This is a genomic window from Streptomyces sp. NPDC020801 (assembly GCF_044334385.1).
Classification (GTDB): domain Bacteria; phylum Actinomycetota; class Actinomycetes; order Streptomycetales; family Streptomycetaceae; genus Streptomyces.
In genome coordinates, this window is record NZ_JBIRST010000009.1 from 199915 (window position 1) to 215552 (window position 15638).

The 15638-nt window shown below is 71.8% G+C and carries 14 protein-coding genes, 1 tRNA gene and 1 pseudogene; 8 read left to right on the plus strand and 8 right to left on the minus strand.

Going from position 1 to position 15638, the window contains the following annotated elements; all coding sequences use genetic code 11:
• The first annotated feature begins 87 nt into the window (after positions 1 to 87).
• The 5 genes from ACH4UM_RS20625 to ACH4UM_RS20645 all read left to right on the plus strand — a co-directional run bounded on the left by ACH4UM_RS20625 (position 88) and on the right by ACH4UM_RS20645 (position 5282).
• Positions 88 to 1734: an FAD-dependent oxidoreductase gene (locus ACH4UM_RS20625; protein WP_398181076.1), complete on the plus strand. Its 1647-nt coding sequence runs from the start codon at positions 88 to 90 to the stop codon at positions 1732 to 1734.
• 38 nt (positions 1735 to 1772) lie between these two features.
• Entirely contained in the window at positions 1773 to 1961 is a 189-nt protein-coding gene (locus tag ACH4UM_RS20630) for a hypothetical protein (protein ID WP_398181079.1), read from the plus strand.
• 259 nt (positions 1962 to 2220) lie between these two features.
• Entirely contained in the window at positions 2221 to 2874 is a 654-nt protein-coding gene (locus ACH4UM_RS20635) for a TetR/AcrR family transcriptional regulator (protein WP_398181081.1), read from the plus strand.
• A 357-nt stretch (positions 2875 to 3231) separates the two neighbouring features.
• Complete coding sequence (locus tag ACH4UM_RS20640) at positions 3232 to 3678, plus strand: DUF485 domain-containing protein (protein WP_398181084.1); 447 nt, start codon at positions 3232 to 3234, stop codon at positions 3676 to 3678.
• Positions 3675 to 5282: a cation acetate symporter gene (locus ACH4UM_RS20645; RefSeq protein WP_398181087.1), complete on the plus strand. Its 1608-nt coding sequence runs from the start codon at positions 3675 to 3677 to the stop codon at positions 5280 to 5282. The genes ACH4UM_RS20640 and ACH4UM_RS20645 overlap by 4 nt, the downstream gene beginning before the upstream one ends.
• Positions 5283 to 5743: 461 nt before the next feature.
• Here ACH4UM_RS20645 and ACH4UM_RS20650 read toward each other — a convergent pair.
• Positions 5744 to 5820: transfer RNA gene (locus ACH4UM_RS20650), tRNA-Thr, on the minus strand.
• Between the two features lie 245 nt (positions 5821 to 6065).
• On the opposite strand from ACH4UM_RS20650, the gene ACH4UM_RS20655 reads away from it, so the two are divergent.
• The 3 genes from ACH4UM_RS20655 to ACH4UM_RS20665 all read left to right on the plus strand — a co-directional run bounded on the left by ACH4UM_RS20655 (position 6066) and on the right by ACH4UM_RS20665 (position 8768).
• Complete coding sequence (locus tag ACH4UM_RS20655) at positions 6066 to 7202, plus strand: ABC transporter ATP-binding protein (protein ID WP_398181090.1); 1137 nt, start codon at positions 6066 to 6068, stop codon at positions 7200 to 7202.
• A gap of 259 nt (positions 7203 to 7461) precedes the next feature.
• Positions 7462 to 7917 (plus strand): hypothetical protein, encoded by a 456-nt coding sequence (locus tag ACH4UM_RS20660; RefSeq protein ID WP_398181092.1) that lies wholly within the window; start codon positions 7462 to 7464, stop codon positions 7915 to 7917.
• A gap of 116 nt (positions 7918 to 8033) precedes the next feature.
• Positions 8034 to 8768, plus strand: a complete 735-nt coding sequence (locus ACH4UM_RS20665; protein WP_398181095.1) for an NDP-sugar synthase — start codon at positions 8034 to 8036, stop codon at positions 8766 to 8768.
• Positions 8769 to 9129: 361 nt separating this feature from the next.
• Here the strand turns inward: ACH4UM_RS20665 and ACH4UM_RS20670 are convergent, their stop codons facing one another.
• The 7 genes and pseudogenes from ACH4UM_RS20670 to ispD form a co-directional block, all read right to left on the minus strand.
• Positions 9130 to 10104 carry a DoxX family membrane protein gene (locus ACH4UM_RS20670; protein WP_398181426.1) on the minus strand — a complete coding sequence of 325 codons (975 nt, stop codon included), beginning with the start codon at positions 10102 to 10104 and terminating at the stop codon, positions 9130 to 9132.
• Between the two features lie 124 nt (positions 10105 to 10228).
• Positions 10229 to 10288, minus strand: a pseudogene (locus ACH4UM_RS20675) (hypothetical protein); the annotation flags it as partial.
• An 833-nt stretch (positions 10289 to 11121) separates the two neighbouring features.
• Positions 11122 to 12063 carry a 23S rRNA (guanosine(2251)-2'-O)-methyltransferase RlmB gene (gene rlmB, locus ACH4UM_RS20680; protein ID WP_398181098.1) on the minus strand — a complete coding sequence of 314 codons (942 nt, stop codon included), beginning with the start codon at positions 12061 to 12063 and terminating at the stop codon, positions 11122 to 11124.
• 115 nt (positions 12064 to 12178) lie between these two features.
• On the minus strand, positions 12179 to 13579 hold the full coding sequence (gene cysS, locus ACH4UM_RS20685; RefSeq protein WP_398181101.1) for a cysteine--tRNA ligase: 1401 nt from the start codon (positions 13577 to 13579) through the stop codon (positions 12179 to 12181).
• An 81-nt stretch (positions 13580 to 13660) separates the two neighbouring features.
• Complete coding sequence (locus tag ACH4UM_RS20690) at positions 13661 to 14065, minus strand: PPOX class F420-dependent oxidoreductase (protein ID WP_398181104.1); 405 nt, start codon at positions 14063 to 14065, stop codon at positions 13661 to 13663.
• A gap of 168 nt (positions 14066 to 14233) precedes the next feature.
• Positions 14234 to 14731, minus strand: a complete 498-nt coding sequence (ispF, locus tag ACH4UM_RS20695) for a 2-C-methyl-D-erythritol 2,4-cyclodiphosphate synthase (protein WP_398181107.1) — start codon at positions 14729 to 14731, stop codon at positions 14234 to 14236.
• Positions 14721 to 15509, minus strand: coding sequence for a 2-C-methyl-D-erythritol 4-phosphate cytidylyltransferase (gene ispD, locus ACH4UM_RS20700; protein ID WP_398181110.1), 789 nt, complete (start codon positions 15507 to 15509; stop codon positions 14721 to 14723). Before ispD ends, ispF begins: the two co-directional genes overlap by 11 nt.
• Positions 15510 to 15638: the final 129 nt, after the last annotated feature.

Sequence of the window (15638 nt, forward strand, 5' to 3'; positions counted from 1 at the left end):
GCCCCGCGAACGCACGCGGACCGGCTCCGCGCCGGGCATGGAAACTCCGACGCGCCCACATCCCGCACCCCGCCCCTGGAGGCATCGATGCGCCAAGAAGCCGACCACCGGGTACCCGTCCTCATCGTCGGCGGCTCCCTGGTGGGCCTGTCCACCTCGCTGTTCCTTGGCCGCCTCGGCGTGCCGCACATGCTGGTCGAGCGGCACTCGGGAACCTCCATCCATCCGCGCGGACGCGGCAACAACGTGCGGACGATGGAGCTGTTCCGGGTGGCCGGCATCGAACAGGACGTCAGGACGGCGGCATCGCTGCTCGCGGACAACCACGGCATCCTGCAGACCCCGACACTCGTCGGCGACGCCGGCGAGTGGCTGTTCAGGAACATCGACCCGGGCGGCGGGCTGGCGAGGTTCAGCCCCACCGGCTGGTGCCTGTGCAGCCAGAACGACCTGGAGCCGGTGCTGCTGGAAAGCGCCCGGCGACTCGGCGGCGACCTGCGCTACTCGCACGAGCTGGAGTCCTTCGAGCAGGACGGCGCGGGAGTGACCGCCGTCGTACGCGACCGCGCCGCCGACGAGCGGTACACCGTCCGCGCCGACTACCTCGTCGCCGCGGACGGCCCGCGCAGCCCGGTCCGCAGCAGCCTCGGCATCGGCCAGACGGGCCCCGGCGACCTCTTCGCCAACGTCAGCGTCACCTTCCGCTCCAAGCTGCTCGCCGACGTCGTGGGCGATCGCCGCTTCATCTGCTGCTACCTCACCCACCCGGACGCCGACGGCGCCCTGCTCCCGGTGGACAACAAGGAGCACTGGGTCTTCCACGCCCCCTGGCACCCCGAGCACGGGGAGACCCTCGACGAATTCACCGAGGACCGCCTCCAGCGGCACATCCGCCGCGCCGTCGGCGCCCCCGGCCTCGACGTGGAGATCACCGGCAAGGCGTCCTGGCGCGCCGCCGAACGGGTCGCCGACCGGTACGCGGCCGGGCGGGTCTTCCTCGCCGGGGACTCCGCGCACGAGATGTCCCCCACCGGTGCCTTCGGCTCGAACACCGGCATCCAGGACGCGCACAACCTCGCCTGGAAGCTGGCCGCCGTCCTCGCCGGCTGGGCCGGACCCGGGCTCCTCGAGACCTACGACACCGAGCGCCGCCCGGTGGCCACCGCGACCAGCGCCCGCGCCTCCGCCCGCTCCGTCGAGCACAGCCACCCCGGGTTCGCGCCCGCCCCCGGTGTCGGCGGCGGCAAGCGGGGCGGCATCCTCAACGTCGTCCTCGGCTACCGCTACCCGCACGGCGCGGTCATCGGCGCCGACCCCGGCCAGGAAGTGGTGCCCGAGGGCATGCGCCTGACCGGCGAGCCCGGCAGCCGGGCCCCCCACCTGTGGCTGCGGCGCGGCAGCGAGCGCGTGTCGACGCTGGACCTCTACGAGCGCTCGATGGTGCTGCTCAGCGACGCCCAGTCGGCGGCCGGCTGGCACACTGCGGCCCGGCGCCTCGCCGAGAACGGGGGCATGCAGCTGGATTCGTACCGCATCGGGGCCGAGCTCACCTACGACCCGCGGGGCGCCGCCGACGGGGAGACCCCGGACTGGGCCCGGACGCACGGCACCACCTCCGACGGGGCGGTGCTGGTCCGCCCGGACGGGTTCGTGGCCTGGCGCGCACCGGGCGCCGCACCGGACCCGGGAGGCGTCCTGCGCGAGGTCCTCGCGACGCTGCTGAGAACCGCCTGACCCGCAGGACACGACCGAGGCCACCCATACCGGACGGTGTGGGTGGCCTCGGTCGTGCGGAGCCGCCCATCACCTTCCTCGAGGTCCCGGACGCTCCCGCCCAGCACATCGCCGCCACCACCGACGCCCTGGTTGACGCGCTCGGCGAGGACATCCGCAGGCAGATCATCGTGACGCTCGTCGGCGTCGCGGACGGCCACACCGGAGTCGCCGGCACGCCGGCCTGACGAAAAGGCGTGAGCCGGGACAGGGGGACCGCCTGCCCCGCCCACGCACATCGGCTTCGATCAGCGGGACGGGTTTGACTCGGGCGCACGGCGAATGGCAGGCGCCCCACGCCCGGAAACGTAAGGCAGCTCGGGGAAGTCTGAGATCGAACGATCTCGCCCTTCCGGACGATGTTCGGTTATCGGAGTGCGTGTACCGTAAACGCCGAGCAAACGGCGCTACGAAGGACGGAGCGCGCAGCGATGCGGGGGTGCAGCGGTGGCCCGACCAACCAGGCCGATCCTCAGCCGGGGCGGCATCTGCGCCGCGGCGCTCGCCATCGTGGACCGTGAGGGGCTCGCCGAGCTGTCGATGCGAAAGCTCGCCGGGGAGCTCGGAGTTCAGGTCTCCTCCCTCTACGAGCACGTCAAGACCAAGGACGACGTCCTCCACGAGGTCACCAACACCATCATGGAGAGCGTGGACGTCTCCGGCTTCGAGACCGGCGACTGGCGGCACGGCGTGGCGTCCTGGGCCCGGTCCTACCGCGCCGCCCTCGCCGCCCATCCCCATATCGTTCCGTTCCTGGCCCACGGCCCGGCTCGCCGCGAGGCCTCGCTGCGGCGCGCGGACACCGTGCACGGCGGCCTCGTCGGCGCCGGCTGGCCCCCGCGCTACGCCACGATGATCGGAGCCTCGACCAAGTACCTGGTCATCGGGTCGGCGATGAGCTCCTTCGCCCGAGGGTTCGACGACGACGTACAGGTCTACGTCGAGCGGTATGCGCACCTGGCCGATGCCCACCGCCTGAGCGACCACGCGGACACCATCGACCGGGACAGCTTCGAACTGGCCCTGGAGATGTTCCTCGACGGCCTCGGCGTGCTGTACGCGCGCGTGACGGAACCCAAGGCGTCCGTGTCCGGCTCCTGATCCGCCCCGCCCGCCGACCCGGCGGGCGGGCTCCCGATCCCCCGCGCCCGACCCGGCGGTGGCTCCGGATCCGCACAGCGGCCCGTTCCCGATCCGCACAACGGCCGCCGACGACCCATGACGGACCCGGCGATCCGCACAACCCGGCCGCTGATCGCCCCGGCGGCCCCCTCCCCGTGCCGGGCAGCAGCGGCACCCCGCACCCAAGGTCACAGCGCGGTGACACCTCGGCCTGCACCTTGTCGGGCTCAGGAGCCCACTCTAAGCTCCCGAACCGAACGGCGTTCGGTTGTGGTGTCACGCTATCCCTGCTCACACACGGCCTCGCGTCACCGCTCGCAGTAAGGAGTTGATGCCGTGTACGGGCCCCATGAGCCGCGCTGGCAACCGTCGTCGTACGGGCACCCGTCGCCGTACGGGCAACCGCCGCCGTACGGGCAACCGCCGTCGTACGTCCGTGAGGCTCCTGAGGAGTTCCGCGAGGCCCCTGAGGACTGGGGCACCCCGCCCGAGGTGATGACGTCCCTCGCCCGGCTGCGTGCCGAGCGCCGCTCCAGGATCTTTCCCGTCGCCGCCGCTGTCGTCAGCCTGTACCTGGTCAGTGCCCTCATGGCGAGCTGGGCGGCCGATGTGATGGCGATCAGACTCGTCGGCCATCTGAACGTCGGCCTGGCGCTGGCGCTGCTGCAGTGCGGCACCACGCTCGCGGTCTGCCGGTGGTACGCGCGCTACGCGCACACCCACCTGGATCCGCTCGTCGCCCAGGTGCGCGCAGGACTGGGATACCGAGGGGAGGAGCAGTGACCATCTCTCCCCTGCTCGCGTCTCCCGTGCTCACGCAGACGAGCCACACCGGGGTCGTCATCACCGCCTTCGCGGTCTTCGTCGTCGGCGTCGTGCTCATCTCCCTGCTGGACGCATCGGAATCGGACACACCCCGGCGCTTCTTCGCGGGCGGTCGCCGGCTGTCCTCCCCCCGCAACGGCATCGCCCTGTTCGGCGACTTCATCTCCGCCGCGACGCTGCTGGGGACCCCCGGTCTCATCGCGCTGGCCGGGTTCGACGGCATCCCCTACCTGCTGGGTCCCGTCGTCGCCTGGGCCGTGATCCTCCTGCTGGTCGCCGAGCCGTTCCACAACGCCGGGCAGTACACGGTCGGCGATGTGCTGGCGCAGTATCTGCGGCCGCGCCCCGTCCATATGGCCATGGGCATCGCCACGCTGGTGATCTCGCTGTTCTACCTGACGGCCCAGCTGGTGGGTGCCGGCGCCCTCGCCGCCCCGCTGCTCGGCATCACCGGAGTCCCGGCCCAGAACTTCCTGATGCTGTTCCTCGGCATCCTGATGATCATCTACGTGACCATCAGCGGCATGTACGGCGCGACGCTGGTGCAGTGCTTCAAGGCCGCCTTCCTGCTGGTTGCCAGCGTGTACCTGGGCCTGCTGGTGCTGGGGAAGTTCGGCTGGAACCCCAGTCACCTGCTGGGGGTCGCGGCCGAACGCAGCGGCGTCGGCGAGGCGTTCCTCGCGCCCGGAGCACGGTCTCAGGGCACTGGCACCGACAAGCTGGACGCGCTGAGCCTGCAACTGGGAGCGGTGCTCGGAGCAGCCGGCCTTCCGCACCTCCTGCTGCGCCTGCGCGCGGTACCCAACCCACGCTCCGCCCGGCGCTCCGTCCAATGGACAGCCGTATTGACGTGCGTCTTCTGTGTGACCGCGGGGGTCCTCGGGTTCGGCGCGGCGGGCCTGCTGGGCCCCCGGACGGTCGTGAGCAGCAATGCCTCGGGGAACACGGCGACGCTGCTGCTGGGGGGCTCGCTTGGCGGGTCGCTGCTACTCACCGTGATGTCGTGTGTGGCGTTCGCGACCATCCTGGCCGTTGTGGCGGGCATCGCCCTCGCCGCCGCGACCTCCATGGCGCACGATGTCTATGGTGCGGTGATCACGAAGGGGCGTGCCACCGCGTCCCAGGAAGTTCTGGTGGCCCGGGCGTCGGTGGTGGTGATCGGCGCCGGGGCGACGACCATCGCCCTCTTCTCCTCACGCCTCAACGTCTCCTTCGCCGCCGGGCTGGCGTTCGCCGTCGCGGCCTCGGCGGTCCTCCCCTCGTTGCTGCTCGGCCTGTACTGGCGGGGCTTCACCACCACCGGAGCACTGTGGAGCGTCTATGGCGGCCTGATCTGCTCGGTGTCCCTGGCCGTGCTCTCTCCCGCCGTCTCCGGAAATCCGGCCGCATTGTTCCCCGGCATGGACTTCGACGTCTTCCCGCTGAAGTACCCGAGCATCGTCTCGGTCCCCCTGGCCTTCCTGCTCGGATGGCTGGGCTCCGTGATGGGTGGGGAGAGGACCCATCCGGCCACCCGGTCCGCCTTCGAGCTGCGCATGCTCGTGGGCAGCGACTCCTCGTGAGGCCGACTCCTCACAAGTTCCTCCTGCCGGTGATCGGACCAGGATCCTGGCCAGTGCTGTGGCCGGAAAGGTTTGCCGGAAAGCCCGCGGCGTCCGGTGCGGTGCATCGCAAGGCGGAGCATCGCCCGCGTACTGGATGTACTCGGGTGAGGCGACAACGCGGCGAGGTGCCGTGCCGGGCGTCGCGAGCCGGTGAACGTTTCCGGTCGCAGCTAGCCTGTCCGGCCTGCGAGGTACGGGACTGCGTCTTCGAATGCGGCGACGTCCACCGCGGTTGTCCTCGAGGGCTGCCGGCGGCGCGTTGCCGACCTCACGCACGTGAGCGACGGCGACCGGCGGGAGACCACGGGGCACATGGATCGACCTGCTCAGGCGACGCCGTCAGAGGGGGACTGCCGTCAAGAGCTACCGTCAACGCCCTCACGATCATGGATCGTGAGGGCGTTGACCCAGGTAGTGGGTGGAGCCCCCTGTCGGATTCGAACCGACGACCTTCGCTTTACAAGAGCGGCGCTCTGACCAGCTGAGCTAAGGAGGCGTGCACCGGCGCGCGTGGCCGTGCCCGAGCAGTGTACCCAGGTCGCCGCCGCGTCCCGTCGAGAATTTCCACGAAGTTCACAGGGCAGGGGGTACTGACAGACGAGGTGAACGCCAGGTACCGTCCTGTGCCAGTTCACCCTTGTGGACTACACCACAACCACAACGGAACCACCCGTAGTGGCAACCACCTTCCACAACGGATCGTCCGGCACGTTCCTGCCGGTAGAAGGGGGCCCATTCACCATGGCCACTGTTCAGTTCGACAAGGCGACCCGGATCTACCCGGGTTCCGAGAAGCCCGCCGTCGACGCGCTCGACATCGACATCGAGGACGGCGAGTTCCTCGTCCTGGTCGGCCCGTCCGGCTGCGGCAAGTCCACCTCGCTGCGGATGCTCGCGGGGCTCGAGGACGTCAACGCCGGCGCCATCCGGATCGGTGACCGCGACGTCACCCACCTGCCGCCGAAGGACCGGGACATCGCCATGGTGTTCCAGAACTACGCGCTCTACCCGCACATGTCGGTCGCCGACAACATGGGCTTCGCGCTCAAGATCGCCGGCGTCAACAAGGCGGAGATCCGGCAGAAGGTCGAGGAGGCCGCGAAGATCCTCGACCTGACCGAGTACCTGGACCGCAAGCCGAAGGCGCTCTCCGGCGGTCAGCGCCAGCGTGTCGCCATGGGCCGCGCGATCGTGCGCGAGCCCCAGGTGTTCCTCATGGACGAGCCGCTGTCCAACCTGGACGCCAAGCTCCGCGTCTCCACCCGTACGCAGATCGCCTCGCTGCAGCGCCGCCTCGGCATCACCACGGTGTACGTGACCCACGACCAGGTCGAGGCCATGACCATGGGTGACCGCGTGGCGGTCCTCAAGGACGGGCTGCTCCAGCAGGTCGACTCGCCGCGCAACATGTACGACAAGCCCGCCAACCTGTTCGTGGCCGGCTTCATCGGCTCCCCGGCGATGAACCTGATCGAGGTGCCGATCGCCGACGGCGGGGTGAAGTTCGGCAACAGTGTGGTGCCGGTCAACCGGGACGCACTCAAGGCCGCCACCGACAAGGGTGACCGTACGGTGACGGTGGGCGTCCGCCCCGAGCACTTCGACGTGGTCGAGCTGGGCGGCGCTGTGGCCTCCTCGCTCTCCAAGGACACCGAGGAGGCCCCGGCCGGCCTCGCGGTCTCGGTGAACGTCGTCGAGGAGCTCGGCGCCGACGGCTACGTCTACGGCACCGCCGATGTCAGCGGCGAGCAGAAGGACCTGGTGGTCCGCGTCAACGGCCGCCAGGTGCCGGAGAAGGGCTCCACGCTGCACGTCGTGCCGCGGCCGGGCGAGATCCACGTGTTCTCGACCTCGACGGGCGAGCGCCTCTTGGACTGAGTGGGTGACTCACTCCGGCTGACGCCCTACGGCTGAAACCCCGGGACGGACCCGGGTGATTCACCCTGGCTGACGGGAAGGGCCCCGCGAACTGCCGCGGGGCCCTTCCCGCTGCCTCCCGCCGCCCCCGAAATACCCCGGCCCACCGGACATTTCGAGCAATGTGCGTCAACGTGCCACCCGGGAAGGGCCACCTCGGCATCCCTCGATGAGGTGACTAAATGTCGCCAAATCATTACCGGGCGCTACCCTCACTCGCGTGAAGCACTCCACCACCCAACCCACGCGACGCGGCCGGGGCCCCGCCCGCCGGATCGGCCGCTCCCTCGCCCTCGTCCTGCCCGTCGTCCTGGTGCTCTCCGGGACCCTCGCGGTCACCCGAGTCAACTGGTCGGGGAGCCCCTCGAACTCGGTGCTCACCGCGTCCGACGCGTCCGCGGCCGAGGTCTCCGCCCACGAGCACGCCCGCGCCCCGCAGGACGTGCTGCGCGACCGGCTGCTCACCGAGCTGCAGGAGAAGGACCCGGGCGTCGCGCTCACCCACCTCCAGGAGGCGGTCAACGGCCGCCCGTCGCTGGCGAAGCACTGCGCCTCGCTCGCCCGCACGCTGGGCCGCGCCGCGGTACGCATCTACGGCCCCTCCCGCGCGCAGTCCTACGCCCGCCCGGTCTGCGACACCTCGTTCGCCTCAGGCGTCCTGGCCGCCCACAGCTGACCCACCGACGCCCCCCACCCGTCCCGGGCACTCCGGATCGTCCGCCCGGGACACACGCCCCCCAAGGGGTGGTTGCGGGCGGGAGAGCGGTGGGGAGCGCGACGTACAGTTCCGTCATGACCCATCCGAATGCGGCGTCCCGCCCCACTCAAGCCGTCATCCTGGCCGGTGGCCAGGGGTCCCGGCTGCGCCCCTACACAGACGACCGGCCCAAGCCGATGGTCGAGATCCCCGGTACGGGCACTCCGATCATCGGTCACCAGCTCGCCTGGCTCGCCGAGGAGGGCGTGACGGACGTGGTGGTGTCCTGCGGGCACCTCGCCGAGGTCCTGCAGACATGGCTCAAGTCGGCGGACCTCCCCGTCAACATCACCACCGCCGTGGAGACCGAGCCCCTCGGCCGCGGCGGCGGTCTGAAGTTCGCCGCCGCGCACCTCCCCCATCCGGACCGGCCCTGGTACGCCACCAACGGCGACATCTGGACCCGCTTCTCGCTGCGCGACATGGCCGACTTCCACACCGAGCGCGACGCGGTCGCGACGCTCGCACTGGCCCGCCCCCGCATCCCCTGGGGCGCCGTGCAGACGGACGGCTTCGGCCACATCACGGACTTCATCGAGGCGCCGCCCTCGACCTTCGAGATCAACGCGGGCGTCTACGTCTTCTCGCCCGAGTTCGCCGGCCTGCTCCCGGAGCGCGGCGACCACGAGCGCACCACGTTCCCGCGCCTGGCCCGCGAACTCCGGCTGGCGGGCTTCCCGATCCCGCAGGGCGCCTACTGGCGCGCCATCGACACCGCGAAGGACCTCACGGAGGCCGCGAAGGAACTGGCGGCGCTGGGCCGCGCCTGACGGCCGGCCCGTTTCATCGCGACCCGGGCCCACCCATGGCAGCTCTCCCGGGGTACCGGTGGCGGCTGCGCCGCGGGATCGCGCCGACTCGAACCGTGACCGGTGGCTGTGCAAGGGCGGAGGGCAGGGGCAACGGCCCACCCACGGCGCATCTCCCCGGGCACCGGCCGCGAGTGAGCCGAAGGGGCGCGCCGGTGCGGAGACGGCATGGGGGTCTCCCCCTGGTCATCAAGAGCTTGGGGGAAGCGCAGAGGCTCGAAGCGCCGAGCACGTTCGCCGTCTCCACACCGGCTGGAGCGCCCCGCAGGCGACCGAGCCGTCCGACCCGCCCCCCGCAGACCACCGAGCCGGCAACCCCCCGCTAACCCAGCAGACCCCCCACCAGCCCCGGCTGCCCCGAGGAGGAGCCGCCGCCCGAGCCGCCGGCCGAGCCGCTGCCACCGGTGGCGGTGCCGCCGGAGGTCGGGCCCGAGCTGGTGCTGGGCGCCTGCTGCACCGGGGAGGACCGGCGCGGCCGGGTCTGCCCGGTGGTGCCCTGGGTCTGGCTGGGCTGGCCGCCGGTGGCGGTGCCGCCACTCTCACGGGCCGCGCCCGGCAAGGTCGCGGGGCCGCCGGAGGGGCCCGCCGACGCGCCGCGGTGGCTGGGCGAGGTCGAGGCCGACGGCGACTTCTGATGCCGCTTGCCCGGCTGCTGCGGGAGCGGTGAGCCCGGCAGTTCGTTGCGCGGGGCCTCGCCCGGGCCGGGCGCGACCACCCGGTCGGCGTCCCGCACGGCACCGCCGAGCAGCGAGCCGACGAGCAGCGTGAGACCGGTGACGACCGCCGTCAGCAGGGCACCCCGGCGCAGTACGAACTGCCGCAGCTCCCAGATGTCGGAGTGCGGCCCGAGCCGCCGCCAGGCCGAGGCCGCAAGACGGCCGTCGACGGAGTAGACCGGGGCGCCGGCGATGACCAGCGGGGACCAGGCGGCGAGGTAGATGATGTCCGGGGCGTCGTAGGCCGGGATCGTCTTCCAGCTGACGGTCACGATGAGTGCGGCCGACAGCAGCGCGCCGACCCCCGCCGCGACCCGCTGCCAGCAGCCCAGCACCGTCAGCACGCCGACGATGACCTGGAGGAAGGCGATGACCAGCCCCGAGCCCACCGGGTGGTGCAGGGCGAACTGGCGCAGTGGCTCGGCGACTTCCCAGGGGTGCAGCGTGTCGAGCCACTTGACCATGGAGCCGCGCTTGCCGCCGTCGAAGTAGAGCGGGTCGCACAGCTTGCCCATGCCGGCGTAGATGGAGATGAACCCGAGGAAGATCCGCAGCGGGAGAAGGACGACCCCGAGGTTCATCCGGCGGCCCGGATAGTACGCGTGCCGGGCCGGGTCGTCGGCGTGCCGCCTGGCCGGCCGGCGCGCGTCGCCCAGCACGTCGTCGTGGTCGTCGTCCGCGAAGCCGGCGTCGTCGTAGGGGCCTTCACCGTAGCCGGACTCGCCGTAGCCGGACTCGCCGTAGCCGGACTCGCCGTAGCCGGGACCGCCGTAGCCGGAACCGCCGTAGGCCGGGTTGCCGTAGCCCGGCTCCCCGTAGGCCGGCTCCCCGTAGGCCGGCTCCTCGTGATTCGGCTCCCCGTAGGCGGGACCGCCGTACGCGGGCTCGTCGTACGTGCTGCCCACCGTCCGCATGTGCGGCAGCAGCCGCCTCTCACCGGGCCCGGGGGCGCGCGGGGCGCCGACGACGGGGGTCTCGACGGTCTGGTCGGGGTCGCCGTAGGCTCCGCCGCCGTAGCCCGGGGCGCCGGCGACGCGCGGGATGACCTGCGTGGCCCCGGCGTCGGCGGGCGGCTCCTCGACGTGCCGTACGCTGCCGCTCCGCACCGCCTGCAGCAGTCGGTGGGCGCCGGTGTCGTCGGGGGCGGACTTGCCGCTCCAGACGACCGGGCGGCGGTGGGCGGCGGCGCCGGCCGCCCGGCCCGCCGCGCCGAAGACGGGCACCCGGGCGGGATTGTCGGTGGCGCTCAAGTGCCGGGCGACCCGCAGGGACTGGGTACGCCGCGAGGTGGCGCCCAACTGCACGCGGAAGCTCGCGTGATTGACGATGACCTGCGCCGGATCGCTCGGCACCTTCACCATGCTCAGCGCGGGAGCGTCGTCGATTCCCGACGAGCGGTCCCCCGTGGGTGTGCGGGGTGTTCTGGTGTCCACACTCATCTAACCGAGTGATGGGGAGTTAGGACACTGCCTTGACCCGTCAGATCTGTCCGGACCGCGTCAAGGTTGCACCGAACGCCCGGGTTTACCCGAGCGGGTGACCGTGCGGACGACCATGCGGACGACCGTTCGGACACCCGCCGCCCGGCGGAGGGACGCTCACGCGCGCCTGCGTGCCGCCTCGTACAGCACGATGCCCGCCGCCACACCCGCGTTGAGGGACTCCGCCCCGCCCGGCATGGGGATGCGCACCCGGAAGTCGCAGGTCTCGCCGACCAGCCGGGACAGGCCCTTGCCCTCGCTGCCGACGACGATGACGACCGGGCCCTGAAGGGCGTCCAGTTCGCTCAGTTCGACGTCGCCGTCCGCGGCGAGGCCGACGACCATGATGCCCGCCTTCTGGTACGACTCCAGGGCCCGCGTGAGGTTGGTGGCGCGGGCCACCGGCGTCCGGGCGGCCGTACCGGCGGAGGTCTTCCAGGCACCGGCGGTCATGCCGGCCGCGCGCCGCTCGGGAACGACCACGCCGTGGCCGCCGAAGGCGGAGACGGAGCGGACCACCGCGCCGAGGTTGCGCGGGTCGGTCACCCCGTCGAGGGCGACGATCAGCGGGTCCTCGCCCTCGTCGTAGGCCGCGGCGGCGAGGTCCTCGGGGTGGGCGTACTCGTACGGCGGGACCTGGAGGACCAGCCCCTGGTGGTTGAGCCCGTTGGTCATCCGGTCGAGCTCCGGGCGCGGGGCCTCCATGAGGTTGATGCCGCCGCGCTCGGCCGCGAGCTGGAGCGCCTCGCGGACCCGCTCGTCGCTGTCGATGAACTGCTGGACGTAGAGCGTGGAGGCGGGCACGCCCCCGCGCAGCGCCTCGACGACCGGGTTGCGGCCCACGACGAACTCGGAGGACGACCTGCCCGATCCGCGGCGCTGCTGCGGACGGCCCTGGGCACGGCGCGTCTTGGCCTGGGCGGCACGCTGCTTGGCATGCCCCTTGCGCATCTCGGCGGGGGGCGTCGGGCCCTTGCCCTCAAGGCTCCGGCGCCGCTTGCCGCCGCTGCCGACCTGCGCGCCCTTCTTGCCGGACATGCGGCGGTTGTTCGCGGCCATGACCTACCTGTCTGTTGAAGCCTTCGTACGTACGTCTGTTTCGTACGTACGTCTATGAAGTGTGCCGCCCGAAAGGCCGGGCGGCACAGTCGATCTTCGGTGCCCGTGGGCGGTCTCAGCGGGGGCCGAGGCTCCAGCGGGGGCCCTGCGGGCTGTCCTCGATGACCAGGCCGGACTGGCCCAGCTGGTCGCGGATGGCGTCCGCGGTCGGCCAGTCCTTGCGGGCACGGGCGGCCTCGCGCTGGTCCAGCACCATCCGGACCAGACTGTCGACCACGCCGTGCAGGTCCTCACCACGGCCGCCGCCCCCGCCCGCCCAGTGCTCGTCGAGCGGGTCCAGGCCCAGCACACCGAGCATCGCACGCACCTCGGCGAGCCGGGCCACGGCCGCCTCCTTGTCGTCGGCCGCCAGTGCGCTGTTGCCCTGCCGGACGGTGGTGTGCACCACGGCGAGCGCCTGCGGCACGCCCAGGTCGTCGTCCATCGCCTCGGCGAAGGCCGTCGGCACCCCGGCGGCCGGCTCCACCAAACCGGCCTTCTCCACCACACGCTGGATGAAGCCCTCGATCCGCGCGAACGCCGACTCGGCCTCGCGCAGCGACTCCTCGCTGTACTCGATCATCGACCGGTAGTGCGGGGTGCCCAGGTAGTAGCGCAGCACGATGGGACGCCACTGCCTGACCATCTCCGCCACGAGCACGCTGTTGCCCAGCGACTTGGACATCTTGTCGCCGGCCATGGTCACCCAGGCGTTGTGCACCCAGTAGCGGGCGAACTCGTCCCCGTATGCCTTGGCCTGCGCGATCTCGTTCTCGTGATGCGGGAAGATCAGGTCCAGGCCGCCGCCGTGGATGTCGAAGGCACTGCCCAGGTACTTGTGCGCCATCGCCGAGCACTCCAGATGCCAGCCCGGCCGCCCCTCGCCCCACGGCGTCGGCCAGGTCGGCTCACCCGGCTTGGCCGCCTTCCACATGGCGAAGTCCCGCGAATCACGCTTGCCGGTCTCACCGGTGCCCGAGGGCTGCTGGAGGTTGTCCAGTTCCTGCCGGGACAGCTGAAGATAGCCGGGGAAGGAACGCACGTCGAAATAGACGTTGCCGTCGGCGGCGTAGGCATGCCCGCGCTCGATGAGCGTGCGCATCATCTCGATCATCTCGGGCACGTGCCCCGTCGCGCGGGGCTCGTAGGTGGGCGGCAGGCAGCCGAGAGCGGTGTAGCCGTCGTCGAACGCACGCTCGTTGTCGTACCCGATCGACCACCACGGGCGGCCCTGCTCACGCGCCTTGGCGATGATCTTGTCGTCGATGTCCGTCACATTGCGGATGAACGTGACCTCATAGCCGCGATAGGCGAACCAGCGGCGCATGATGTCGAAGTTCAGCCCCGACCGGACGTGCCCGATGTGCGGAGCCGCCTGCACGGTGGCGCCACACAGGTAGATCGAGACACAACCCGGCTTGAGCGGGACGAAGTCACGGATCTGCCGGGCGCTGGTGTCGTACAGGCGAATGGTCACCACTCCAGGGTAGTGGGCGCCGGGGAGTGCCCAGCGACCCTCCCGGCCGCGGGCACGCATTCGTGACCTCGGCGGGCCGCGTCACAGACCGCCGACGACCTTCCGCGCCCTGATCCGCACGACCACACGCTCCGCGTCCTGCGCGGACGCGGGGTTGAACTCCGCGTACTTCCTGCCGGTGTACTTCAGGCTCAGCTCGTCGATGAGTTCCTGGCCGCCCTCCGTGGTCATCTCGGCGGTGCCGCGGATCTCGGCGTACTCGTAGGGGGAGCCGGGGTCCTGGACGACGACGCTGACGCGGGGGTCGCGGTCGAGGTTCTTCTTCTTGCGGCGGTCGGCGGTCGTGGAGACGAGGATCTCGTCGCCGTCCCGCTTCACCCACACCGGGGACAGCTGTGGGCTGCCGTCGGGCTGGAGCGTGCCGAGGACGATGAAGACGGGGCCGTCGAGCAGTGACTTCAGCCGGTCGGACAGGGCGGCGGACATGGGTACCTCCGTGATTCCGTGATCCTCGTGCGCCTCACGCGCTTCACACGCTCACATGCTTCACGCCTCACATGCTTCACGCGTCTCACCCGCCTCGGACAGCGGTGTCGGCGGTGTCAGCGGTGTCAGCGGTGTCAGCGGTGACTCTGCGGGTACCCTCGCACGCCGTCAGCTCACCCGCACCACGAGCGCCGTCGCCACCGCCATCAGGCCCTCGTCCCGGCCGGGGAAACCGAGGCCGTCCGTGGTCGCGCCGGAGACGGAGACCGGCGCTCCGGCCGCCTCGGAGAGGATCTTCTGGGCCTCCTCGCGCCGCTTGCCGATCTTCGGGCGGGGCCCGACGACCTGCACGGCGACGTTCCCGATCCGGAAGCCCGCCGCGCGCACGATCCGCGCCGCCTCCGTCAGCAGCGTGGTCCCGGAGGCGCCCGACCACTCGGGGCGCCCGGTGCCGAAGTGCTGCCCGAGGTCACCGAGGCCGGCGGCGGAGAACAGCGCGTTGCACGCGGCGTGGGCGACGACGTCCGCGTCGGAGTGCCCGGCCAGCCCCGGGCCCTCGCCCTCCCACTTCAGGCCGGCGCACCACAGCTCGCGGCCCTCCTCGAAGGCGTGGATGTCGGTGCCGATGCCGACCTGCGGCAGCGCGACGGGGATGTCAGAAGCCATCGTTCAGCCTCCGCCGGGCCAGGACCGCCTCCGCGAGGACCAGGTCCAGCGGGCGCGTGACCTTGAACGCCTCCTCGTGGCCGGGTACGGCCACCACCCGCTCGCCGAGCTGCTCGACCATGCTCGCGTCGTCGGTGACGTCGTCGCCGACCGTCTCGTGGGCGCGGACCAGCGTCGCCCGGTCGAAGCCCTGCGGGGTCTGCACGGCGCGCAGCAGCGACCGGTCCGGGGTCGCGACGACCGTCTCGGGCTCGCCCGGCACCGCCGCCGGCTCGACCTGCTTGACGGTGTCCGCGAGCGGCAGCGCCGGCACGACGGCGACCGCGCCGTCCCGTACGGCCTCGATGACCGCGTCCACGGTGTCCACCGGCACCAGCGGACGGGCCGCGTCGTGCACGAGGACGATGTCGTGGCCGGGCGGCAGCGCTTCCAGGCCGAGCCGCACGGACTCCTGGCGGGTCTCCCCGCCGGGCACGACCAGGAAGTCGGTGCTCCCCCAGCTGGCGCTGGGGGGACCCCCGGGCAGCGCGTGCGCGTCGAGGAGCGACTTGACCTCGGCGGCGCCCTCGGGCGGGGCGACGACGACCACGAGGGAGACTGCCCGGGAGGCGGCCAGGGCGCGCACGGCGTGGACCAGCATGGGAGTGCCGTTCAGCGTGCGCAGCGCTTTGGGAGCGCCCGGGCCGAGGCGTACGCCCCGGCCGGCGGCCGGGATCACGGCGGCGACGGGGGTTGCCGGCTGGGCACCTGCGGGCGAAGGGCGCGATTCGTCAGACATCGGTTCCTGTCAGGTTTGTGTGCTGGCCTTGTCTGGGTATGGCCTCACCGTGCCGGGCGCGCGACGCCCAGACCGGACCCTTCCGTGACCCCGGTCGGGCGGCTGCCCGGGCCCGGCACACAGTATCGG

What these genes read in the sequence shown, in the direction of transcription:
- ispD (WP_398181110.1), bottom strand. Translation starts at nt 15,509, where the DNA reads ATGTCTGACGAATCGCGCCCTTCGCCCGCAGGTGCCCAGCCGGCAACC.
- ispF (WP_398181107.1), bottom strand. Translation starts at nt 14,731, where the DNA reads ATGGCTTCTGACATCCCCGTCGCGCTGCCGCAGGTCGGCATCGGCACC.
- ACH4UM_RS20690 (WP_398181104.1), bottom strand. Translation starts at nt 14,065, where the DNA reads ATGTCCGCCGCCCTGTCCGACCGGCTGAAGTCACTGCTCGACGGCCCC.
- ACH4UM_RS20670 (WP_398181426.1), bottom strand. Translation starts at nt 10,104, where the DNA reads ATGAACCTCGGGGTCGTCCTTCTCCCGCTGCGGATCTTCCTCGGGTTC.
- ACH4UM_RS20625 (WP_398181076.1), top strand. Translation starts at nt 88, where the DNA reads ATGCGCCAAGAAGCCGACCACCGGGTACCCGTCCTCATCGTCGGCGGC.
- ACH4UM_RS20655 (WP_398181090.1), top strand. Translation starts at nt 6,066, where the DNA reads ATGGCCACTGTTCAGTTCGACAAGGCGACCCGGATCTACCCGGGTTCC.
- ACH4UM_RS20665 (WP_398181095.1), top strand. Translation starts at nt 8,034, where the DNA reads ATGACCCATCCGAATGCGGCGTCCCGCCCCACTCAAGCCGTCATCCTG.
- rlmB (WP_398181098.1), bottom strand. Translation starts at nt 12,063, where the DNA reads ATGGCCGCGAACAACCGCCGCATGTCCGGCAAGAAGGGCGCGCAGGTC.